Genomic DNA, 24,433 nt, shown 5'->3' on the forward strand with positions numbered 1-24,433 from the left:
TGTGTCGTAACCATCAACTGCACTAAACACTCGACTAACATCTCGTTGTCATAGCATAACATTCCTGACAAAAAAGGTGTTGTTATCCCCTTACAATCACTGTCTCCAGGAAATTATTCCAGATTATTGTTAACCGATCGTTGATTGCGGCGACATTAAACTAAAAAACAGATAACACAGTTAAACTGCACAGAACGGTAAAGACATTTTGTTCAGGTCAGAGAAAATACTGTGCTTAGCAAGAGTTAAGGCATACGGTGCCATATTGTGGCAAAATAGCCCGTTATACTGCATTCGCTGTCTGGCTTATCTTAATGCCAAATCAAGTACCTGGAGAATCACATGCAACTTAAACGGGTGGCAGAAGCCAAACTGCCAACACCATGGGGAGACTTCCTGATGGTGGGTTTCGAAGAACTGGCAACCGGCAAAGATCACGTAGCCCTGGTGTATGGTGATATTACTGACAACAGTGCCGTACTGGCACGTATCCATTCAGAATGTTTAACCGGTGATGCCCTTTTCAGCCTGCGTTGTGACTGTGGTTTTCAGCTGGAAGCGGCTTTGGCGCACATTGCTGAGGAAGGCCAGGGTGTACTGCTTTATCATCGTCAGGAAGGTCGTAATATTGGTCTGTTAAATAAAATTCGCGCTTATGCTTTGCAGGATCAGGGGTATGACACTGTGGAAGCCAATCATCAGCTGGGTTTTGCAGCCGATGAACGCGATTTTACTCTTTGCGCTGATATGTTCAAATTACTCAATATCGATGGTGTTCGCCTGCTGACTAATAACCCGAAGAAAGTCGCTATTCTGGGTGACGCCGGGATCAATATTGTTGAACGCGTTCCCTTGATTGTCGGCCGTAACTCTAAAAATGAGCATTATCTGGATACCAAAGCGGAAAAAATGGGGCATCTGCTTTCACGATAACTGGCAGCAGTGATACTGCCGTTATACTCGTCATACTTCAAATTGCTTAGGTATTACCTGCGTCCAGTCCGCCGAATCACATAGTTTATCTATGCTCATCGACGGGCTGAACTGGAAGCCTACAAGTAACTCGAATTATACACTAACGTCACTTCAGCATATTACGAATCACATACTGCAGAATTCCCCCATGCTGGAAATAGGTTAACTCATTCCCTGTATCAATACGGCAACGACAATTCAGAGTCTGTTTGCTGCCATCAGCAAGCGTTAATATCACCGGAATATCTGACCCTGGCTTCAGGCTGTTCAGTGACATGACATCTATCAGCTCTTCGCCTGTGAGTCCTAGCGTTTTTCGTGTTGTTCCCGACGGGAATTCAAGAGGCAGGATCCCCATACCTATCAGGTTAGAACGGTGGATACGTTCAAAAGACTCGGCTATCACCACTCGTACACCAAGCAAATTGGGGCCTTTTGCCGCCCAGTCACGGCTTGAGCCAGAGCCATACTCTTTACCTGCAATCACCGCCAGCGGCAGGCCCTGTTGCTTGTAATGCATCGCGGCATCATAAATCGACATCACCTGGGTTCCAGGCAGTAAACGTGTCATGCCCCCTTCAACACCCGGTACCATTTCGTTGCGAATACGAATATTGGCAAAGGTACCACGCACCATCACTTCATAGTTACCCCGTCGCGAGCCGTAGGAATTAAAATCCCCCTCAACAATGCCATGTTGCTGCAGGTATCGCCCAGCCGGACTGTCGAGCTTGATGCTACCCGCGGGAGATATATGATCGGTTGTGACCGAGTCACCAAGCATCGCCAGTACCCTCGCGCCTTGAATATCCACCAGCGCCTCAGGCTCGGCTTCCATCAGATCAAAAAAGGGTGACTGACGAATATAGGTAGACTCATTCTGCCAGTGGTAGGTTTGCGAAGGTTCAACCACAATATTGCGCCATGCCTCAGTACCGGCAAAAACTTCGCTATACTCCCGGTCAAACATCGTAGTCGTAACCTGCGCTACCGCCTGGGCGATTTCTTTACTGTCAGGCCAGATATCTTTCAAGTAGATAGCCTTGCCGTTGTGGTCATGGCCTAATGGATCATGGCTCAAATCTACGCGCATATTTCCCGCCAGCGCATAGGCAACAACCAGCGGCGGTGAGGCCAGCCAGTTAGTTTTGACCAACGGGTGAATACGACCTTCAAAATTTCGGTTGCCTGAAAGTACGGCAGCAACCGTCAGAGACTGATCTTTAATTTCCTGCTCAATGGCTTCAGGTAATGGACCTGAATTACCAATACAGGTGGTACAACCATAACCCACTAAGTTAAAGCCTAGTTTGTCGAGATACTCGGTCAGTCCTGCTTTGTCCAGGTAATCGGAAACCACTTTTGACCCTGGTGCTAAAGAACCTTTAACCCAGGGCTTGGCAATTAATCCTGCCTGCACCGCCTTTTTCGCCAGCAGCCCCGCGGCCATCATCACTCCTGGATTCGAAGTATTGGTACAAGAGGTAATGGCCGCAATCACCACCGCACCGTCAGTCAGTTTATTTTCCTTGTCCGCAGCGTCAGTCCCCTGAGGCGAGTTTCTGGTATTGATTTCAAGCTCTTTGCTCGCAGTGAATGCATCAGGAACTGCACTTAGTGGTACCCGGTCCTGTGGCCGTTTCGGCCCCGCCAGACTGGCCTCAACATCCTGCATATTCAATGCTAATGTGCTGGTGAAGATCGGCGCATCTCCGGTATGACGCCACAATCCCTGCTCTTTCGAATAGGCTTCCACTAAAGCAATCTGCTGCTCACTGCGCCCACTCAGTCGCATGTAGTCGAGCGTAATACTGTCGACCGGGAAGAAACCACAGGTTGCCCCATATTCCGGAGCCATATTCGCGATAGTGGCCCGATCGGCCAGAGGCAGTGAGTCCAGACCATCGCCGTAAAACTCAACAAACTTGCCCACAACCCCATGCTGACGCAGCATCTGAGTGACGGTAAGCACCAAGTCGGTGGCCGTGATCCCTTCACGTAATTTCCCTTCCAGTTTAAAGCCCACCACATCCGGGATAAGCATTGAAACAGGCTGCCCCAGCATAGCGGCTTCTGCTTCAATCCCTCCCACACCCCAGCCTAATACTCCCAGCGCATTGATCATTGTAGTGTGGGAGTCAGTACCAACCAGAGTATCGGGATAAGCAACACACGCACCCCCCTGTTGTTCGCTCCAGACCGTTTTACCCAGATACTCAAGGTTAACCTGGTGGCAAATACCGGTACCCGGCGGAACCACGCTGAAATAGTTAAAGGCCTGCTGGCCCCAGCGCAAGAAAAGATAGCGTTCGTGGTTACGCGCCATTTCCAGGCTGACGTTTTGCTCAAAAGCGTCCGGGGTACCAAAATTATCCACCGTCACCGAGTGGTCAATCACTAAATCAACCGGGGTCAGTGGATTTACGCGAGTGACATCACCTCCTAAGCGGCGAACCGCTTCACGCATAGCAGCCAGGTCAACCACCGCAGGAACACCGGTGAAATCTTGCATCAAAACGCGGGCCGGACGATAAGCGATTTCTCTTTCAATATGCGCATGTTTAAGCCAGTCTGCGAAGGCCTGAATATCGTCCCGGGTGACAGAGTCTTCGTCCTGCCAGCGGATGAGGTTTTCTAACAGGACTTTAAGGGATTTGGGTAAGCGATGAATATCGCCAAGTTGCTCAGCGGCTCGCGCCAGGCTATAGAAATGGTAATTCTTATTGCGGACTTTTAGAGTATTTTTACTGATAGTCCTTAGTGTTGACGACATAGCTCCTCCTTCTTAAAAAACAGGGATTGCGTTACCCTGAACAATTGCCGGGTCTTCAATAAAGATAACACAAGCTGAGGGCAATGTTCTAAAAAGGGGCTGTTTAAGATATATCTGTCACAGTCGTGACAGAATACAAATTGGTTAAATATCAGATATCAAGCCGTGTAACCGCCATCAATCGCCAGCACTGCGCCGGTCATAAACCAGGCTTCCTCCCGGGCGACAAATTCAACCAGACCCGCAATATCTTGTGGCATAGCCAGCTTCTTTATGGCACAAAAAGAGAGCATCTGCTGCACCGCAGGAGAGTCATCGTCCCCCAGCATCCCGGTTCTGGTTGGGCCAGGATTGATAAGGTTAACGGTGATACCCTGCTCCGCATAGTCATGAGCCATGGCTTTAGTCATACCCACTAATGCTGATTTTGTCGTGGCATAGGCGACACGACTTTGCCGCGGAACCCTGACCGCATTCGTTGTCCCTATAGAAATAATGCGTCCACCTTGCGTCATATGTCGCGCCGCAGCTTGTGATATTTGAGCAAAGGTCTTTTCTGATACACCACCCAATGCTGAAAGAACAGCAATAGCCCCGGCACTTAATACAAATGACCTGCGAGAGATATTCACGTTATATATTTCCATGGAAAATTGAATTATTTAAAATTGTATGCAAGCAGTTAATCACATTCAATTTCTTTCAATGCCGGACTTATATTTTCATTTTCTTTATATATCTAAAAAAAGCAATAGCAATTAAAACAAACAGAAAATACAGAGAACACCATTAACTTATAAGAGGAAGATACGATTTATTTATTCAGCGTGAGTATAATTGATTCATAGTGATAGATGAGACTGAACATACCGGGAAATCACCGACAAAAATAATAACATGTGGTGACGTTTTATCAGAGGAAGGGATATTTCGCAGAATGACAGAAAGCAAGCAATGTAATAGCAATAATAAAAAATAAGGGTACCTTTACCGGTGTAAAGATACCCTTCTCGATTATTTTTCCGGTAATTTGATATCTTTAAACATCTCTTCAATATCTTCATTTGACCGTAATGCGACTGCGGTATCAACCACGTCGCGGGTTAAGTGCGGGGCGAAACGCTGGATAAAGTCATACATGTAGCTGCGCAAGAAGGTGCTACGTCTGAAGCCAATCTTGGTGGTGCTATGGCTAAAGATCCCCTGAGTTTCGATACGAACCAAATCAGGGTCAGTGACTGGATCTACCGCCATACTGGCAATCACACCCACCCCAAGCCCCAGACGCACATACGTTTTAATCACATCAGCATCAGTTGCGGTGAAGACGATACGCGGCGTTAATCCGGCACGGTTAAAGGCGGTATCCAGCTCCGAGCGACCGGTAAATCCAAAGGTATAGGTCACCAGCGGATACTGAGCCAGCTCTTCAATACTTACCGATGTTTTAGATGCCAGAGGATGGTCTGGTGTGACAACAATCGAGCGATTCCAGTGATAGCATGGCAGCATGACTAAATCGTCGTACAGGTGTAATGCCTCAGTTGCGATGGCAAAATCTGCATTACCTTTTGAGACCGCTTCTGCTATCTGAGTCGGAGAACCCTGATGCATATGCAAAGAGACTCGCGGATAGCGTTCGATAAAGCCCTTAATCACACCAGGCAGAGCATAACGGGCCTGAGTGTGCGTGGTGGCAACATATAACGAACCTTTATCAGGCCAGGTGTGTTCCCCGGCCACAGACTTAATCGCCTCTACTTTGGAGAGCACTTCACGCGCGATACGGATAATCTCCACACCCGCGGGAGTCACTTGGGTCAGATGCTTGCCACTACGGGCGAAAATTTGGATCCCCAGCTCATCTTCCAGCATACGAACTTGCTTACTGATACCTGGTTGGGAGGTATAAAGCCCTTCCGCCGTCGAAGACACATTAAGGTTGTGATTGACGACTTCAACAATATAACGAAGCTGCTGTAGTTTCATGATTGAGCATCCAGAGTCAAAAATATTCGCCATAACGATGGGCTAAAGCAGCATCGTGAGCACAAAAGAAAACCGTCTTGGTTATAACCTTCAAATTTCAAGTTGCTCCCAGGCGTAAAGCGTCGACATGATTGGCTGTCCATGCTGCGGCAACACCCTGGCAACTTGAAATTTGAAGGGCATACATCAATATATAGCCAGTTTATATATATGCAACAAAAAAATAATAAACAGGTTATATAGAATGATAAAAAAAACCGGAGGTTTTGTCTCCGGTTTATGAAATTACCTGCTGCGAGCTATTTCTTACCCTCGACCCATTTACCTTCAACAAAGAAGGCGGACCAACCCGTTGCTTTTCCGTCTTTTTCAGAAGAAACATACTGCTGTTTGGTTTTACGGCTAAAGCGCACGACCGATTTATTACCTTCGGCATCCGCTTGCGGCGCATCGGCCAGATAGCGTAATTTTTCTGGAAGACGATCGCGGAAGCGATACAGTTCTTCAACCAACGGGGCGCGCGTTTCACGAGATTTCGGGAAGGTGTTCGCCGCGAGGAATACCCCAGCTGCACCATCACGCAGAACGAAATAAGCATCTGACTTTTCGCAAGGCAGCTCAGGTAGCGGCACCGGATCTTCTTTCGGCGGTGCGACTTCACCATTACGCAGGATCTTACGGGTATTTTTGCAGTCGTCGTTGGTACAGCCCATGTATTTACCAAAACGCCCCATTTTCAGGTGCATTTCTGAACCACATTTCTCGCACTCAACGATCGGCCCGTCATAACCCTTAATGCGAAACTCGCCCTCTTCGATCTCGTATCCATCACAGGTTGGATTGTTACCACAAACATGCAATTTGCGTTTCGGATCAATTAAGTAGCTGTCCATCGCGGTGCCACATTTCTGGCAACGTCGTTTGGCTCGTAATGCGTTTGTTTCGGCATCGTCACCTTCGAGAACGTTCAGAACTTCATTCTCAGCCACCAGATTGATCGTCGTTTTACAACGCTCTTTCGGGGACAAGGCATAACCGGAGCAACCTAAAAATACGCCGGTGCTGGCAGTACGAATACCCATTGCCCGTCCACAGGTTGGGCAATCAATACTGGTCAGTACCATCTGGTTGGGACGCATTCCGCCCTGCTCAGGATCCTGTTCGGCCTTTTCCAGTTGCGCGCTGAAATCATGGAAGAAACGGTCCAGAGCCTGCTTCCATTCAGCTTCATTATTGGCTATCTGATCAAGCTGATCTTCCATATGAGCAGTAAAATCATAGTTCATCAGCTCACGGAAGTTTTCTTCCAGACGATCGGTAACAATTTCACCCATTTTTTCCGCATAAAAACGGCGGTTTTCGGTACGGACATAACCGCGATCCTGAATGGTTGAAATAATCGATGCATAGGTAGAAGGACGACCAATACCGCGTTTTTCCAACTCTTTTACCAATGAGGCCTCACTGAATCTGGCCGGTGGTTTGGTAAAATGCTGAGCCGGAAGCAATTCCAGTAATGACAAGGTATCACCGGGATTAACTGCGGGTAAAATTCTGTCTTCGTCACCTTTACGCAAAGCTGGCATCACTTTCGTCCAGCCGTCAAAGCGTAAAATACGGCCACGGGCTTTAAGACGATAGTCACCCGCTTCAACCGTCAAGGTTGTCGCGTCATACTTAGCAGGTGTCATCTGACAGGCAACAAACTGGCGCCAAATCAGCTGATATAACTTCTGTGCATCCGCTTCCATATCCTTGAGAGCTTCAGACTGCACCTTGATATCAGTGGGACGAATGGCTTCGTGAGCTTCCTGCGAGTTATCTTTACTGGCGTACTGATTGGGTTCTTTTGGTAAATATTTTTCACCAAAACTGTCAGCGACATAATCACGTACCATGGTGAGCGCATCCTGGCTCAGGTTGGTAGAGTCAGTACGCATATAGGTGATGTGACCCGCTTCATAAAGACGCTGTGCCATCATCATGGTTTTTTTCACCCCAAAGCCCAGGCGCGTGCTGGCCGCTTGTTGCAATGTTGAGGTGATGAAAGGCGCACCAGGTTTGCTACTGGTCGGTTTATCTTCACGATCCCGTACCTGATAGTTCGCTTTTTCCAGCAATGCCACAGCCGCCATCGTTTGATCGCGGTTAACCGGACGGAAAGGCTTATCCTGATGGTGACTCACTTCCATCGACAGCGCATCACCTTTCGGTGTATTCAGGCTGGCATTAATTTCCCAGTACTCTTCCGGAACAAACGCTTTGATTTCACGTTCGCGTTCAACCACCAGACGTACAGCAACAGACTGAACGCGTCCGGCAGACAAACCACGAGCGATTTTTTTCCATAGCAGTGGCGAGACCATATAGCCCACCACACGGTCCATAAAACGGCGAGCTTGCTGGGCGTTAACCCGGTCTATATTGAGTTCACCGGGTTTCTCAAAGGCCTGCTGAATCGCATTTTTAGTGATTTCATTAAACACCACACGACTGTAACGCGTATCGTCCCCACCGATCACTTCCCGCAGGTGCCATGCAATAGCTTCCCCTTCGCGGTCAAGGTCGGTTGCGAGATAGATATGATCTGCATTTTCAGCCAGTGATTTAAGTTCAGAGACCACCTTCTCTTTACCTGGCAGCACTTCATAGCGTGCATCCCAGTTATGCCACGGGTTAACCCCCATGCGATTGACTAACGCAGCTCGTTCGTCCTTTTTGACTTTTTTCGTCCCTTTAGGGGGCGTTGTCTCACTGCTTTTTTTGGTGGTTGATCCGCTGGTCGGCAAATCACGAATGTGACCGACGCTGGACTTAACCACGTAGTCATTTCCGAGATATTTGTTAATCGTTTTGGCTTTTGCCGGGGACTCAACGATGACGAGAGCTTTACCCATATTCACCTTTACCTATTTAATTCTTCCAGGAATACGTCGCTGGTTTCACCATCCGTTGGCGACGAGCCTCACTATTGTGGCCACGTCGGATAAGATCAACCCTTTTCATTTATCAACTGCGCCATAATCCACGACACAGCAAGGTGTTAAACATTCACGCTTTCGTGCAAGTGCTACAGCACGACGGATATTTGGTTGAATGTCAAGCAATTCTGATGTCTGATTCGCGAAAGCGTCACACTCTACCTGATAAAATATGTTACGCAACTTTATTAGCACGCATTTTTAGTGCCTGGTAGTTTGCTTAACATTTTAACGCCATTAATGATACCAGGTTATTTGCCCCGACAGGAAAAATCGACGTACACTAGTATCATTTTTCACAACAGGCAGATTACACATGCAAATTCAAACCATCGATAGCGCATCACTGCTGGCTGAAGCCAATGCAATCATCCGCGAACATGAAGACTTTATACACGGCATGGCTGTCATCAGTGTAGAACAGAAAAATGGATTCTTAATTTTTCAAGGTGATTATTTTCTCGATGAACAAGGGTTACCAACGCCGAAAAGCACTGCCGTATTTAATATGTTTAAGCACTTGAGTCACGTACTTTCCGAGAAATACCAGTTGATCGACTGACCTGACACGCCATATGTAATACGGGGTCCTCAGACCCCGTATTAACATTTATAGCAAAGGTTTTTCACCACGCTGCCACCAGCGTAATAACAATCGATCGATACTTTTTGCCGCACTGCCGGTGAATCTGTCCATGACTCTCTTCCGTTTTGCATAACGAACATGCACTACATCATACTCTTTCATTCGTGTCAGGATCAGGTCATCACTGGTCGATATTTCGTCCACCAGTCCCTTTTCCCTGGCCTGAGTACCGTACCAGTGTTCACCGGTTGCCACGGCATCAATATCCAGACTTGGCCGCATGTCTTGTACAAACTGCTTAAACAGTACGTGCGTTTCATTTAAGTCTTCACGGAACTTTTCGCGGCCCTGTTCGGTATTTTCACCAAATAAGGTGAGCGTCCGTTTGTATTGTCCGGCAGTGTGCAGTTCCACATCAACATTATGGCGCTGTAACAAGCGATGGAAATTAGGCACCTGCGCTACCACACCAATTGAACCAATGATAGAGAATGGTGCGGCAACAATATGTTGCGCCACGCATGCCATCATATACCCACCACTGGCCGCCACTTTATCGACAGCGACAGTAAGCGGCACCTGTTTTTCACGTAAACGCTGCAGTTGTGATGCCGCCAGCCCGTAACCATGGACCACGCCACCAGGACTTTCCAGACGCAACAAAACCTGATCCTGGCTTTTAAACACCGATAAAACCGCGGTTATCTCTTCACGTAAGGATGTAACCTCATGAGCATCCATACTGCCTTTAAAATCAAGCACAAACAGGGTAGGTTTACCGGAACTTGCGGTTTCGCCGCGTTTCGCCCGCGCCTTCGCCTCTTTTGCGTCCAGCTTATGTTTCTTTCTCTCCCCTTTGTGCCACAGTTTTTGCTGATGACTGTCGAGCATGGCAACGTGCATCTCTTGTTGCATCTCTTGATATTGTTCACTGAGATGCGTCACCTTCAATTCTCCACGCGCGCTGCTTCTGCGTAAGGCAATATTTGCGATGATAATCGCAATCGCAGCAATGGCCACCACAACGGTGACAATTTTGGCCAGGAAGAGTCCATAATTAGCAAGTAAATCCACAGGTTCCGCCTTTATCACTAATATTATTTGTCTGATTGATTGTACCCGACCTCATGCCCTTCCGTCTGTAAACTACGATAAAGGTTAGCCCGAAATACAACATAAAAAGAGGCTGAAAAAGGTAAAAGTGTGCAACGAAAAGCCTGTTGTCACGCAGAATCATTGAAATAACCTGAATTTTCGGGCATAACCCCTGTCAGCAATAAATTAATGATTATACCCGTCATAATTCAAGTTGCTTGGGTGTTGCCCGCGTGAGGCGCACCTACAAGCAACTTGAATTATTTTGGGTATATATACTTGTGTTGCCTCCAGAACTCAAATAGCACATCAGCAGGTAACAGCATTTCTGGCACAATCCCCATGGAGTCTATTTTGCTTTATCAACCGGCAGAAAACATATTAGAAAAACGGATTATTCTGGTCACAGGTGCCAGTGATGGTATAGGTCGTGAAGCGGCTATAACCTATGCGCGCTTCGGTGCCTCTGTCATTCTGGTTGGTCGTAATCAAGAAAAACTGAATACGGTTGCCCGGCAGATCAACGATCAAGGCTTTCCTCAGGCTGAGATTCTGTTGCTGGATTTTGCCCACGCAACATCGGCTGATTGTTGGCAACTGGCGAGCCAGCTGGCAGAGAAAGTGCCCTGTCTCGACGGCGTCTTGCACAATGCCGGTATTCTCGGTGACCGGGGAATGATGACGGAACAAAATCCTGAAACCTGGCAAGCCGTAATGCAGATTAATGTCAATGCCACATTCTTTCTGACCCAGGCATTACTCCCCCTGTTGCTCAAAGCGCAGTCTCCTTCTCTGGTGTTTACCAGTTCCAGCGTCGGACGGCTTGGCAGAGCGGGCTGGGGAGCCTATGCCGTCTCTAAATTTGCCACCGAAGGCATGATGCAAACGCTGGCGGATGAATATAAACCAGAAAAATTGCGGGTTAACTGTATCAATCCTGGGGGAACACGTACGGCCATGCGCGCCAGCGCCTTCCCGACCGAGGATCCCGGCAAACTGAAAACCCCAGCCGACCTGATGCCCCTCTACTTATGGCTGATGACAGATGACAGCCGAGGTCAGACAGGGCAAAGTTTTGATGCACAACCGCAGCGCAAACCGGGAATAGCAGAATGAGTGATTCACGTTATCAGCAACGGCAGCAACGGCATAAAGAGAAAGTGGATGCAGGTATTGCCCGTGCTCAGGAAGAACGCGGCATCCTGATTGTTTTTACAGGCAACGGCAAAGGGAAAACCACCGCCGCGTTCGGCACGGTGACCCGTGCAGTCGGACATCAGAAAAAAGCCGGCGTTATTCAGTTTATCAAAGGAACATGGCCCAATGGTGAGCGTAATTTACTCGAGCCTCTTGGCGTGGAATTTCAGGTCATGGCGACCGGATTTACCTGGGAGACACAAAACCGGGAAACCGATACCCAAGCCTGTCTGGACACCTGGCAGCATGCATTGCGAATGCTGGCTGACGAGCATCTGGACTTGGTAGTACTGGATGAGCTGACCTATATGGTGACTTACGGTTATCTGGCCCTTGAGGAGGTTATTGCCGCGCTTAATGCACGCCCGGCTCACCAAACCGTTATCATTACCGGTCGCGCCTGTCACCGTGACTTGCTGGAGCTTGCTGATACAGTGAGCGAATTGCGTCCGGTCAAGCATGCCTTTGAGAGTGGTATCAAAGCGCAGCAAGGTATTGATTACTGAAAATATTGACTGAAAGAAAAAATGCGATGGTAAGCAGAGGGAAAATATGACTTCCCTCTGACCAGTCAGCAGGGTCGATTAACCAGAACGGCTACCGGAGTTTTTGCCTGAACGCCCACTTGCACGTCCACCTGCACTTTCACCAGTACGTCTGCTTGGACGTCCGCCAGACTTTTCACCTGTACGACTACTTGGGCGCCCACCCGGACGTACAGCACTGTTTTCACCGCTACGACTACTTGGACGTCCACCAGCAGATCGTCCACCGGAACCTTCTGTGGAACGGTCATTGTTAACCTGGCTATGACGTTTCACCGCACGACGGATCTGATTAGCTTTCATCGGACGGCGATCTTTCTCTACCGCAACCTTGCTGTTGGTTTCTTCATCTAAATCAACCAAAGCACGCAAGTAGTTAGTTGGGCCAAGATCAAGCTCGGTATAACCGCCACGCGGCAGGCCTTTTGGTAACTGAATATCGCCATAACGTACGCGGATAAGGCGGCTTACCTGCACTCCGACTGCTTCCCAAAGACGACGAACCTCACGATTACGGCCTTCGGTCAACGTCACGCTGTACCATTGGTTAATCCCTTCACCGCCGGTAAACTTGATACTTTTAAAGGCTGCCGGACCGTCTTCCAACTGTACGCCACGGGAAAGTTGCTTGATTTTATCGTCACCCACTTCACCAAAGACACGCACAGCATATTCACGTTCCACCTCACGGCTTGGATGCATCAGACGGTTAGCCAGTTCACCATCGGTCGTGAACAACAGCAGACCACAAGTATTCACATCCAAACGCCCTACTGCAATCCAGCGCGCACCTCGCAGTTTAGGCAAACGGTCAAAAACCGTTGGCCTTCCTTCCGGATCGCTACGGGTACAGAGCTCACCCTCTGGCTTGTAATAGGCCAGTACGCGGCAAATCTGCTCAACGGACTCTTTAACAGAAATCAGATGGCCATCAATACGAATTTTGATCGACGGGGTGACTTCCACCCGGTCTCCCAGTGTGGCTATTTTGCCGTCAACGCTTACGCGGCCCGCTGAGATAATGGTTTCAATCTCACGACGAGAACCATGACCAGCACGTGCCAGTACTTTTTGTAGCTTTTCGCTCTTTTCGCTCATTGAGCTTCCTCGGTGTCGCCTTCACAGGCGTCTTTGCAATATTGTAATTTATTTAATTTTCAATAACTTACTTGTTATGTTGAGTGTTATTATACAGCCTTTTCACCATAGTGTAACCCGGTTTGTTGTACATCATTTCTTTATCGTTTATGTACTCTTAAAGTCAGTCAAGTAAGCGCTACATGGCAGGATAAACTCTAGGGTCTGATTATAAAAACAACAAATAAAATAATTCTTGCAATCAACATCCTTTTGATGTAAAGTAAATTTGGGATTATATAAGCATTAAACTTTGTACGAAAAAAATATACACCCCACTACCCGCCGGAGCCTTGCTTGGTGTGGCTTGCGTGAGTTATTCATCTACCTGATTGTGAGTGTCATAGATGGTAATAACTCTTTAGGTCTTATCCAAAGTATCGGTTTATAGTCAATTACAACAGGAGGAACATTGTTACAACAGATCAACACAGAACCAGCCCCCCTACAGACAACACCTTACAAAATCATAACGCACCAGCATGGGCGGTATAAACTCATCGTCGGCGATCGATTTATCCATAATGGCTACCCTTATAAGATTAACACTACGGGGTTGTCAGGCGTCAGGCTGGATATCCTTGAACCCATAGCAGCAGAACTTGATGTCATGCAGTCAATGTACAGCCATGTGTTTTTCGCTCGTTTCGACTTAAGGTTGCCAGTTGGCACCCCTGTAGAAATCAGTAACGAATGGATGCGCCAGCTCTTCAAAAAATTACGTGAGCGCCTCAAGTCCAAGAATAAAAGACCGCCGAATGTCACTACTCCAATTAACAACTTTGCTTTCGGCTGGGTACGGGAAAAAGAAACAGCCAAACAGGATCACTACCATTGCTGGATTGCTCTTCCCCATCGACAGATACAACGATTGGGTGGTCGAACATATGGCATCGGCAACGCGATTATGGAAATTTGGTGCCAACTGACAGGTGGTGACGATTCACTGGTCGAACTCTTAGGCAAGGATGAACGGTTCCCGACTCACTATATTATTGAACGTGATAAAGCAGAAAGTTTGGAGGGTATTTTCTACTGGGTATCTTATCTGGCAAAAGTACGGGGGAAGTACCAAACAGGGAAAGGAGATCGCGTTCATTCAACTTCACAATTACGCAATAAAAAAGTCAACGATCAGAATCCTTAGCCAAACGCATCAGGAGCCACGCAGGCAGCCAAGCAGTACCTATGCATTACCTATAGCAAAATAATTGCTTACAATGGCTCTCAGCTCGCTTAGCAAGGCTTTGATTGCGATATCTTTGGGTTAACTTTAAAAAATAACACTAAACAACCATCTTTACAACTAAATATTCAGGGTCTATGCCGACACTGAGTTTGATGGTCGGTTTTATCACTGCTTAAAAATACATCTAAAATACAGGTAAATTAAACATTAAATGTTTGTTAAATCCGGTCATGGTACAACTGCATACTCCGCTTAAGTACCCGTAATATAAATTAGGCAATAACTTATAGTTACTTTGCTTATTAGGATAAGAGCTAAAAAGCACAGAATATTAAATGTCTGCTAAGAGCGAAGCGGACGGACATCAACACTTGATGAATGTTTACACGATGCAATTAAAAATCTGATATCACGTATGTGTCCGCTGTGCCTGTTGGCTATTTATCTAATTGACGATAGTCAGTTATAGATCCGTCGAATGAAGTATCTGGAATATGAATACGACAATTCAGTTTTACCCCTGAATAGTTTTCTGTAAATGAAAATTGTGTAGTTGTTGTTGCATCATTCCTCATTACTCGAGGATTTTTCGACCTATTATCTACTACAAAGGTTCTATCACGTATGCGTTCAAAGGCTCTGTGCAATCCGCTATCTGCACCTAAATAGAAAGAAGCATTCATTAACGCTTCAACTTGATTGAAAGAATATGTCTGAGCTGGATTGCTCACAATATAATCAATAGCAGCTTCTAATCTTGAAATACCTTCGGGAATTAGCTCAGCCTCTCTCATCAACTTTAGAGCATAATTGCAACCTATTGACACACCTTTTGCTTCATCATTTCTTTTCATAATTAATCCTTTTTTATCTTCGCCGATTTTATAACAACGTCCGCTTAAGAGCGGCATAACAGCTTGACTAAGTTAGCCTAATTCTTTTTGATATTCCATTATACTTGATTGTCTGCTGGCTCAGTTTTAGCTCAAACAGTGCTTTGAATTAGCTCACTTCCTTTGCTAAACCCCTGTGACTGTGACGGCGCTTACAGCCAGCAGAATCCTTGTGTGCGATACAGCAAGTGCTGCTGGTGGCAATGGTGGCAGAGTGATTGCCAAACACGATCCATTCCCTGCTTAGCAAGTGAATGCACACAAAATAGTATATGAGTACATATTCTCATGAACGGTCTAACGTAAGCAGGTGTACCAATACCCACAGCGAGCGATATGGGCTTAATTTTATCATGATAAATGATGAATAATTGATTGTGATTTAATAAAAAAAAGAGTCTTTTAGACTAATGAGGTTACAAGGGTAATCGAGGGAGCAAAGGTGGCTTAGTCTATAAGTCCAGACTAAGCCTAGTATTGCGATGAGCTTAATCTAAGCTGGCAGGTGATTTTGTGGCTGGTATTATGCAGGGAGCAGATTATCCGATACTGCCCCATGGCTTGAGTAGCCTCAGGTTATAACTTTGTCCTATTTTGTCGGCGCATGTTTTCTACTGCCAATGCAAAGTCAGAATTGGTAATGTTCTCTTGCCAGCGAGACCAAAAATCTATTGTTGCACTTAACGGTTTTTCAGTTGGCGGATCAATTTTAATCCTACTTGGCAGCAGCACTGAATCACCTACTACCATGGCTTCTCCAACATCCATGATAGGAAGTGCTTCTAAGAGACTCTCTAGGCTTTCAGGTAGCAATTTTCGTACTGTCGCTTGGTCATCAGCATTCGTTAAACGCAGAGAAATGATGTTGTTACATTGGCTGAGAATGGTTGTACTTACATCAGAAGGCCTTTGACTTACAATCATCAATGCAACTCCATATTTACGTCCTTCTTTAGCGATTTTTTCAAAGGCTTCAACTGCTCTGCGTTCAACTGGATTACCTTCTTTTTTGGGTAGATATAGATGAGCCTCATCACAGACAAAAGCAATTGGTCTGCGGTCTTTCGGATCAGTCCAAAATTGAATTTGATAAATGATACGGGCAACCAGACCAATGATTACTGGCAGTATATCAGCCGGAACTTCTGAGAAGTCGATTACTTTAATGCTTTGCTTTTGCTTACCGAACCCCATCAGTTTTTCAGCAATCATGCTTAATGAATCGTATTTGTTATATTTATCAGGGCTATTGAAAAGAAATCCATAACGTCGATCTTGCAAGCGGCTAGCCATCCTGACAAGTAATCTTGAAAATTCACCGTTAAAAGGGCCATTTTTCTCCTTTCCAGCTTGTGCCCCAGGAACTCTTTCTTCATTTAAAAGCTTTAATTTTTCAATGACATTTTCGAGAGAATAGGGAATTGGACTATCGAGTGTAAAAGACTGCAACAGGTCGGTACGATCATTAGCTCGTAGGAATGCTTTCTTTTGCTCTGTAATTGCATCTTGCACGACCACAACTTGGTTATGTGCACTGAACTCACTCCGATCAACGAATAATGACTGAATTTCTTCCGAATTGAGCAACCAATAAGGCAGAAAAAGGAGCGAATCATCATCTACATTTACTTCATCCGGCCCTGGTATTCTCAATTGTTTCGCATATGAAAGCTCCTTGTACTCACCGTGTAAGTCAAATACTACGAGGTTTGAAGACGGTAATTTGGAGCTTCTTTCCAAAATTGAAGCAACTGTCCATGATTTACCAGAGCCTGTGCTACCAAGTAAAGCGGCATGTCGCTGGAATAATTTGTTTCCATCAACGTAAGCTCGAGCACTCTCATTCAGTTTATATGCCCCCAATTCTAAGGAGTGTTTCCCATCGCCAGACTCAGAAATCACCTGCATAAATTCTTCTAGCTGAGCGTCCTTAAGCACATAGCAAGTTGAGTCTATTTCAGGGACATGATCAAGAGATCTTGAAAACTTATACTTTTGCTTAATTGCATTCCATCGAGTTGCCCCCATTAACGTGATTTTAACTGTGTTGACTACGCTGTCTTCAAAAGTATCTATATCGTCAGTATCATCATCGTTATCTTGCACTTCGAGAGTAATTGGTTGAGCGACTACAGCTTTTATGACTTTATCAATCATGCCGATAAGCCAACATTCAGTTGCACCGCTGAGTTGTACAGTTACAAGCTGCCCCACTCTGGCTTTACGTAGGTCTTTATCACTATTTACCAGAATAGTAACTTTTCTAGTATCAACTTCACGGATATTGCCAAGAGTGTAGCCATCATCATTAAAAGTGAAAAGTGCCATATTACCCTCCTAAAAATTCGTTGGTGAATGTTTCAAAACGCCATAATTCCTTATCATCTATATGCAGCCAATTTTTAAACTTTTTGTTGTATATTCTACTGTTATCTGAGTTGAGCTGTTTGCATATAAGCCACATATTCGGACATTTATTTAGCCATTCTTCGATTCTCGGATTCGAATCACGAGTGATTACTAATGCACGGCATTGGTTTTGTTCAAGCTTTTGCCTAAATGTATTGTTAACAAGCTGAGAATCATTAAAACCAAATCCTAAAAACAGAAAGCTGGTGTGGTTTCCTACGGCATTATCGTATTCAGTCAACTGGGCTCTGTCTTTGTGTAAGCGCTGATATTTTGCTGTACCAGGAGTAATCATTGATCGTACAACGCCTTCTGGTTTGTTGAGCATCCAGCTATTACATTCTATAAGCTGAGCATCCCATTCAAATGTATTTAACGAGCCATGCGGTTTGTGTAGCCGAACATGTTTGCATTCAACGATTCTTGGTGGTTGCCTTTGCTTGCCTAGATTTTTCTGTATCGACTGAACTGCCTTTTTCGCTTCACTCCAGTCGTAATGTCGAAGGAAGCCACCGTGAAATCCCGTAATGTATGGAAGCTTATATCGGACAAATGCGTACTCAGCTAATAAATCATAATTCGGTGTTGCAACATGGAGTTGTTTATCGGCCTGTGGTAAAGCCTCAACCAGCTTTTTTAGTAGAGAACCTGCTGGCCAATCACATAACCCTGACATAATTGGATGGGCGTAGGTGTTATCGAGTTGTGCGACAAAGTTAGCTGTTAGTTCCACTATTCGAGCGGTAAGAGCCTCATCCTTGATGAAGTCCATAGCAGATTCAAAATCATGGCTTTTATCATCAAGCGCAGAGATAACTTGCTGCCATTGTTGTACCTGGGTGTCGGTCATATCACTAGTCAGCTCGGCTCGAAGATGACTCTCTAGAGCTGGCATCCCAAATTGCAAATCAAGAGCACATGAAGTTCCTGTACCAAACAAAACAAACGGCTTATCAGTAAAAAACTCGGCAATTGCTTGATATGCAAATTCCTTTGTCAGCTCCATCTTTCTCCTCACTTAAATCATTAAATTTCAGTGCATAAACTTTAATAACTGTAGCATCAGTGTTCTATTCTCTTACATTAAGGTATCAAGTTTTTGCTAGTCGGAAATTGGTCTTTTACGCAGAATCGGCTTTAGAACACAGATATAAAAGGGTATTACTACCTTAAGGATATCTCTCGCTTCGTTTATTAATACCAAATGATGGTAGTAATTCTTTCATTAGTTGCGAAAGCCGTTTGGAATTTCTGTTTTTCATTCAAAATAGATAGTCAAACTTGTTGTGCTTAACAGAAAAAACTACCAGTTCAAATATGGGAAACGCAGTTTACGCTTCTTTTTTGACATTCCAGTTACGTTTAATCGTCGGTAGGCTCAAACCTAACTCAAGCACCGCCTTAGACTGACTCAGCCCCTTTGCTTTAGCTTCCTGTACTCGTTTTAAGGTGTCCGTTGCTACTGGTCGACCTAGCTTCTTACCCTCGGCTTTAGCCCGTTCCAGCCCTTCTTTGGTACGTTCAATTATCCGAGACTTCTCGAACTCAGCAAAGGCCGAAAACATTTGCAACATCAACTTACCTTCGGCACTGGCAAGATTGCTTACAGGCAAATCGAGTGAGACAACATCAATTCCCTTCTCCATCAACATTAAGATAGTCTGCTGGACATCGATATTGTCTCTTCCCAAGCGATCCAGCTTCAACACTACCAGCTTATCTCCGGGCTTGTCTTTGTCTTTGCCTTCGAGCTTATTAGTTACCATATTGGCAAATTCTTTACGCTTCATGGCCTGTACTCCACCGGAGACAGTTTCAGAGATAACCCTACTATCAGGGATATCATAACCAGCCTGACGAATCGCCATGATCTGGTTTTCTGTTGTTTGTTCACTAGTTGAAACACGGCAATATGCAAAAGTGCGGCTCATAATATGGTGTCCCTTAGCTGGTATCAGAAACGGTATCATAATCCCCTATTGGTATCATTATATCAATATGCTAATTTATTGACACCTCATTTATGGTGTATTTGCTGGTGTCGTAAAACGAACGATTGTTGATACCAACAAATAGCAGCTCCGCACCCTATAGATATTTGATAAAGATTCAGAGTAACCCCTATGAATGATATGAACCTGCTAGACCGTGCTGACAGTGCGCCAAAGATATTTCTATACTGGCTATGAGTAAGGCTGTGAAGGCTACTGATGATTTTTCGGGGCGGGGGTAATAGAGGCAGAAAAAACTGCCTCCGGTAGATCTTACTTAAAACTCTTAAGCGTGTATCTATATGATATATCATCAGAGCCTGCGTAAAGCTCACTGATTTTAAGACCGGAATTATCAATCATGAAGGCAACGTTGAATGGCACATCTCTTGTTCCACTCCAGCGATTAGAGTATTGCCCCGATTCTCGCCATATCACGTAATCACCAGAGAGTTTGCAGTCAAAGGAAAATAGTTGATTATCCGCTGGGCGACGGTATGAAACAGTGTACACGCCAGCAGTATCAGTTTTCACCGCTTTCATCGTGTTGACTTCACGCCCAAACAACCCAGCTATTGTTGCCCTACAGACCTGAGAGATCGTAAAAGGCTTAGTTTCCGCAGGAGCCAGATTTACCGGGGCTGCCATTTTTACTTTAGCCATCTCAGGGGAAATAAAATCCGCACTTGTTGGTGAGTTACTACTAGCAATACCATTTGAAGAGTAGGAATTGCTTGAACCGCTATTCGATGATTTATCACCAAAAAAATATGCCCATCCCCCCCCTATGATGACTAGAGCAAGAATAATTTTAGCCACTGCCTCTCCCAACTGAGGAGATATGCTTTTACCTCCTGTATCTCCCCATTGAGACGATTTGTCCTCACAGTCTGGGACTATTTGCCCACATTCCTTGCATCTTTTTCCTTCTTTGTCTTCATTCATTGTTAAATTTTTTCCTCAATCTTTTACTTCGACAGTCCAACGTCCACCCCGATCTTTGATTATATACTCATAGATATCGTCGCAGAACACAGGAAAACCCCATTAACTTTGTCGCATTGGTAATCTGCCGACTCAATTACTGCTTTAGCGGCTGTCTTCAATTCGGGTGAGCCATCATTTGCAAATACACTTCCCACCATCAAACCCATCACTACCAGAAGTATTTTTTTCAAAATCAGTTCCTTAATCAATTTTCATAAGAAAAGATGTACTTATTTTAAATGGTTTTGCCAGTCAAATTCACACTATTGATCGATTTCATCAATCAATTTAGCGATGGACAGGTGATATGCTCAGGATATCCCTGAGGAGAATTTCAACGAGGAGACTAGGAATGAGAGGTTACAGGCAGGTTTTGTTATTGGGTCTGATACTGTCGTTTAACGCTGTGGCAGGCAAAATCACGATGAATGCCCCAGAGCAGTCGACCACCGCTAATGGGCAGACTCTATGCGTGTACAGCAACAGCATCGACACCTTTACTTATGTAACAAAGTCGAAACACTGCCCGTATACCAAAACATTTAAAACGGAAGATGCAGAGTAGTAGATATGGGGTAGGAAATTAAGATACCGCGTGTCATAGATTATAAATACCAGAGCCGTATACACCTGACTTATAGCTGAGCAGTATCAGCCCAAATTTTTCCTAAAACAGCCATAGCACAAAGCTAAGTCTAACCTGACAGGTCGTACTGTGCTATGAGCGGATCTTGATAAATTCGTACTTAATCAGTTTATGACCAGCCCCCCATTAGTTAGTTAAAAGGCAACAAACCTGAACATTTTAAGATGTTAGCTTATTGCTTTTTTTAAAATATTATAGATTGACTTGGTGCTAATAGAGTAAATTAATTGCAGGTTAATTGGGTGGAAAGTTACTTGAGGCAAGCTAACTGAACATTCTGTTGGAGGCTGTGGAGACTGGAATGGGACGGAGATCAGGATTTGGAAGTTTAATACGTGCTACTGGCAGAGCCGTTGCAGCAGCAGAGCGTGAGCGTAAGAGATCGGAGCGTAATTATTTTGCCGAGGCTCGCCGCATAGAACGTGAAATAAAACGTGGTAATGCTCAGAGACTTCGTGAGCAAAAAGAGGCGGATAAATTAGCAAAATCCATGTATCTGGAAGAGCGTCAAGATGAAGTTTCTGATCTTAACGCTGAGCTGAACGATAATATCACCGCTCTTTCTACACTTTTGGAACATACCCTCGAATTTGATGATTCGATTGATTTTTCAGCACTGAAAAAGCCCCCAAATTTCGAAGACTTTAAAACTCCCCAGCATCTCTTACCAGACCCGGAGCCAGTGATGAAAGTCGTGAATGCTCCGGCTGCATGGAAGACTATTTTCCCTTGGATAAAAAACAAATATTATCGAGAATTGCAGAGTGCCGAGGAATCTTTTAGTAAAAACAAGGAAGATTATTTAGTTAAACTTTCAACTCAGAAGATTGAGCTTGATGCTTTAGTTGCTGATTATCAGATCCGAAGATCTGCTTATCTCGAAGAAATAAAAAGTCAGCACGATGAAGTTGACCAGTTTGAACAAGACTATCTCAATTGTGATCATGACGGAGTATTGGCTTACTGCGAAATGGTGTTAACACGGTCTGAATATCCCGAAAAGGGGTTTCCACAAACCTTTAGGTTGGCCTATTTACCTGACAGCAAAGAGTTGGTAGTTGAATACAGCTTACCTGAAATTACAGTAGTACCACGCGAGCTGGAATACAGATATGTCAAAACAAGAGACGCTATTGATGCCAAGCCGCGAAAGATTGGTGAGATTAAAGAACTTTATCAGAACATAATCGCCGCAATTACTCTCCGCACAGTACATGAGCTTTTCGAGGCTGACAAGGCATCTGCTTTAACATCAGTTCTGTTTAACGGTGTAATCGAAACTATCGATCCTACAAGCGGACATGACATCAAAGTCACATTAGTCTCTGCCCGTGCTCATAAGGACGATTTCATGCAAATAAAACTTGAAAGGGTCGAAAAAAGCGCATGCCTTAGAAGTCTAGGAGCACAAGTTTCAGGGCGACCAGATGAACTCCAGGCAGTAAAACCTATTCTCGAATTCAACATGGTTGATAAACGCTTCATTGAACAAGGTGATTCTTTATCTGCCCTTGAGACAAGACCAAACCTTATGGAACTTTCACCGTCTGAATTTGAGGTGTTAGTATCAAATCTTTTCAGTCAGATGGGGCTGGACACCAAACTCACCAGAGGGACAAAAGACGGCGGTGTTGATGCCGTTGCATTCGACACTCGCCCGATCCTCGGAGGAAAAGTGGTAATTCAGGCTAAAAGATATAAAGATACAGTTGGTGTCAGTTCTGTTAGAGATCTTTATGGAACAATGATGAATGAAGGGGCTAACAAAGGAATTCTGGTCTGTACAAGTCAATACGGTAAAGATGCATATCGTTTCTGCGAAGACAAACCAATCGAACTCATTGATGGAAGCGGGCTTCTTTATCTCTTAAAAGAGCATGCTGGGGTATCAGCACGTATTAACCCTAATTTTTAATTACAGAACCAGATTCGGACTAATGTTTGTCACGAATGTTCACGAATAGAAATTCAGCACGAGCTTTTAGTCGAGTAATTAAAGGATATATAAACTTAGGGCAGAAACGTCTGCCCTATCTGTTATCCCATTGAGCTGAGCTGCTCTTCGTTGATTCCTATATCGCAATATCCACTTAGTAGAATATGTTCACTCTCCGCTAAGAACAGACGGTCAGGTATAGTTATGTTCTATCAACAAAAAATATCAGCTTAAGTCTGAGCTAAACAGTTGAGCGGAGCTGACTTTCTTTTCAACAATATACTTACCAGTCAATGCAATCGACTGCGGGAAGAAATTTTTCCAGTGCCATTGTTTCTGGGTGAGTGTAATTTCCCGAAATACCCAAGGTTTTAGTTATAGCGTGACCAACACAAATCTGCACGATTGGATGCAGAGCTTTTGTCATGGCCTCCGATACAAAAGTATGTCGAAGTGAGTGCAGCGTTCTCTTTTTTCCAAATTCACTTAATTTCTGTACTTCGGACTGCTGCATAATACTGTGCCATTCAAGCCCGATTTGCTCATATGTTGGTAAATCACCAAAAACAAGATCTGTGGCTTTGAGTGTTCTAATCCGCGCTAAGATTAATTTTTCTAACTTACGGTGCAGTGGTATCCTCCTTTGAGCATGTTTGGTTTTACCGTCCTCAATGAAAATGTACCAGCGCCCTGTTTCCTCGTCTCTGCGAATATGACTTTTACATATTGCCGCAATTTCACCACGACGAGCACCTGTGAAAACCAAAGTTAAGAAATAATCTCGCCGCCAACAAGAATACGAGTTTAGAGATGCGATAAGACGTTGTATTTCTTGTCTGTTGTACGCTCCGCGAGAGTTCTCTATAACTTCAACTCTAACTCCATCCGTTGGAGAGGATGTTAAAATCTCTTTTTCATTTTTCAGGAACACATTGAAAAATGATGAGTAAATCGTAAGCGTCCAGCGAGAACCGTATTGACGTAAGAGGATTATTCCACTGGCAGAGTGATACGCCAGGGTAGCAGGGCACTGACCCGGTTTATCGGCCAGTCAGCTATCACATCAAGAACATGTCGAAGATACTGCTCCGGATCTATACCGTT

At 45.0% G+C, this 24,433-nt stretch carries 20 protein-coding genes; 7 read left to right on the plus strand and 13 right to left on the minus strand.

Annotation, left to right across the window (positions count from 1 at the left end):
* Positions 1-342: 342 nt before the first annotated feature.
* Entirely contained in the window at positions 343-933 is a 591-nt protein-coding gene (gene ribA / locus Q1A40_RS15660) for a GTP cyclohydrolase II (protein ID WP_300001669.1), read from the plus strand.
* A 148-nt stretch (positions 934-1,081) separates the two neighbouring features.
* On the opposite strand, the gene acnA is transcribed toward ribA, so the two are convergent.
* From acnA to topA, 4 genes are all read right to left on the minus strand, one after another.
* Positions 1,082-3,748, minus strand: coding sequence for an aconitate hydratase AcnA (gene acnA / locus Q1A40_RS15665; protein WP_300001672.1), 2,667 nt, complete (start codon positions 3,746-3,748; stop codon positions 1,082-1,084).
* Positions 3,749-3,906: 158 nt separating this feature from the next.
* Positions 3,907-4,380: an SDR family oxidoreductase gene (locus tag Q1A40_RS15670; RefSeq protein ID WP_300001674.1), complete on the minus strand. Its 474-nt coding sequence runs from the start codon at positions 4,378-4,380 to the stop codon at positions 3,907-3,909.
* Between the two features lie 382 nt (positions 4,381-4,762).
* Positions 4,763-5,737, minus strand: a complete 975-nt coding sequence (cysB, locus tag Q1A40_RS15675; protein ID WP_300001677.1) for an HTH-type transcriptional regulator CysB — start codon at positions 5,735-5,737, stop codon at positions 4,763-4,765.
* Between the two features lie 299 nt (positions 5,738-6,036).
* Positions 6,037-8,634 carry a type I DNA topoisomerase gene (topA, locus tag Q1A40_RS15680; RefSeq protein WP_300001679.1) on the minus strand — a complete coding sequence of 866 codons (2,598 nt, stop codon included), beginning with the start codon at positions 8,632-8,634 and terminating at the stop codon, positions 6,037-6,039.
* A gap of 400 nt (positions 8,635-9,034) precedes the next feature.
* On the opposite strand from topA, the gene Q1A40_RS15685 reads away from it, so the two are divergent.
* Entirely contained in the window at positions 9,035-9,280 is a 246-nt protein-coding gene (locus tag Q1A40_RS15685; RefSeq protein ID WP_300001681.1) for a YciN family protein, read from the plus strand.
* A 48-nt stretch (positions 9,281-9,328) separates the two neighbouring features.
* Here the strand turns inward: Q1A40_RS15685 and sohB are convergent, their stop codons facing one another.
* Positions 9,329-10,378, minus strand: coding sequence for a protease SohB (sohB, locus tag Q1A40_RS15690; RefSeq protein ID WP_300001683.1), 1,050 nt, complete (start codon positions 10,376-10,378; stop codon positions 9,329-9,331).
* 375 nt (positions 10,379-10,753) lie between these two features.
* Here sohB and Q1A40_RS15695 point away from each other — a divergent pair, with 375 nt between their 5' ends.
* Together Q1A40_RS15695 and cobO are read left to right on the plus strand one after the other, a co-directional pair.
* Complete coding sequence (locus tag Q1A40_RS15695; protein ID WP_300001719.1) at positions 10,754-11,515, plus strand: YciK family oxidoreductase; 762 nt, start codon at positions 10,754-10,756, stop codon at positions 11,513-11,515.
* On the plus strand, positions 11,512-12,102 hold the full coding sequence (gene cobO / locus Q1A40_RS15700) for a cob(I)yrinic acid a,c-diamide adenosyltransferase (RefSeq protein WP_300001685.1): 591 nt from the start codon (positions 11,512-11,514) through the stop codon (positions 12,100-12,102). Before Q1A40_RS15695 ends, cobO begins: the two co-directional genes overlap by 4 nt.
* 78 nt (positions 12,103-12,180) lie before the next feature.
* On the opposite strand, the gene rluB is transcribed toward cobO, so the two are convergent.
* On the minus strand, positions 12,181-13,239 hold the full coding sequence (rluB, locus tag Q1A40_RS15705) for a 23S rRNA pseudouridine(2605) synthase RluB (protein WP_300001687.1): 1,059 nt from the start codon (positions 13,237-13,239) through the stop codon (positions 12,181-12,183).
* A 451-nt stretch (positions 13,240-13,690) separates the two neighbouring features.
* On the opposite strand from rluB, the gene Q1A40_RS15710 reads away from it, so the two are divergent.
* Positions 13,691-14,425 (plus strand): inovirus-type Gp2 protein, encoded by a 735-nt coding sequence (locus Q1A40_RS15710; RefSeq protein ID WP_300001689.1) that lies wholly within the window; start codon positions 13,691-13,693, stop codon positions 14,423-14,425.
* Between the two features lie 479 nt (positions 14,426-14,904).
* Here the strand turns inward: Q1A40_RS15710 and Q1A40_RS15715 are convergent, their stop codons facing one another.
* The 5 genes from Q1A40_RS15715 to Q1A40_RS15735 form a co-directional block, all read right to left on the minus strand.
* Positions 14,905-15,321 (minus strand): hypothetical protein, encoded by a 417-nt coding sequence (locus Q1A40_RS15715; RefSeq protein ID WP_300001691.1) that lies wholly within the window; start codon positions 15,319-15,321, stop codon positions 14,905-14,907.
* Positions 15,322-15,936: 615 nt separating this feature from the next.
* A complete protein-coding gene (locus Q1A40_RS15720; protein ID WP_300001693.1) occupies positions 15,937-17,688 on the minus strand; it encodes an ATP-binding protein in 1,752 nt (583 codons plus the stop codon).
* Position 17,689: 1 nt separating this feature from the next.
* Positions 17,690-18,775 (minus strand): SIR2 family protein, encoded by a 1,086-nt coding sequence (locus Q1A40_RS15725; protein ID WP_300001695.1) that lies wholly within the window; start codon positions 18,773-18,775, stop codon positions 17,690-17,692.
* Between the two features lie 325 nt (positions 18,776-19,100).
* A complete protein-coding gene (locus Q1A40_RS15730) occupies positions 19,101-19,700 on the minus strand; it encodes a recombinase family protein (protein ID WP_300001697.1) in 600 nt (199 codons plus the stop codon).
* Positions 19,701-20,033: 333 nt separating this feature from the next.
* On the minus strand, positions 20,034-20,705 hold the full coding sequence (locus Q1A40_RS15735; protein WP_300001699.1) for a hypothetical protein: 672 nt from the start codon (positions 20,703-20,705) through the stop codon (positions 20,034-20,036).
* A gap of 394 nt (positions 20,706-21,099) precedes the next feature.
* Between Q1A40_RS15735 and Q1A40_RS15740 the strand changes: the two genes are divergently transcribed.
* Positions 21,100-21,312, plus strand: coding sequence for a hypothetical protein (locus Q1A40_RS15740; RefSeq protein ID WP_300001701.1), 213 nt, complete (start codon positions 21,100-21,102; stop codon positions 21,310-21,312).
* Between the two features lie 382 nt (positions 21,313-21,694).
* Positions 21,695-23,308: a restriction endonuclease gene (locus Q1A40_RS15745; protein WP_300001703.1), complete on the plus strand. Its 1,614-nt coding sequence runs from the start codon at positions 21,695-21,697 to the stop codon at positions 23,306-23,308.
* Between the two features lie 304 nt (positions 23,309-23,612).
* Here the strand turns inward: Q1A40_RS15745 and Q1A40_RS15750 are convergent, their stop codons facing one another.
* The gene (locus Q1A40_RS15750) at positions 23,613-24,260 is read right to left on the minus strand and encodes a tyrosine-type recombinase/integrase (protein ID WP_300001705.1); all 648 of its coding nucleotides are present in this window, start codon (positions 24,258-24,260) and stop codon (positions 23,613-23,615) included.
* Between the two features lie 59 nt (positions 24,261-24,319).
* Positions 24,320-24,433: transposase domain-containing protein (locus Q1A40_RS15755; protein WP_300001722.1), on the minus strand; the 114-nt coding region annotated here is incomplete at its 5' end.

Source organism: uncultured Cedecea sp., assembly GCF_947498825.1.
In the GTDB taxonomy this organism is placed as follows: domain Bacteria; phylum Pseudomonadota; class Gammaproteobacteria; order Enterobacterales; family Enterobacteriaceae; genus JGM124.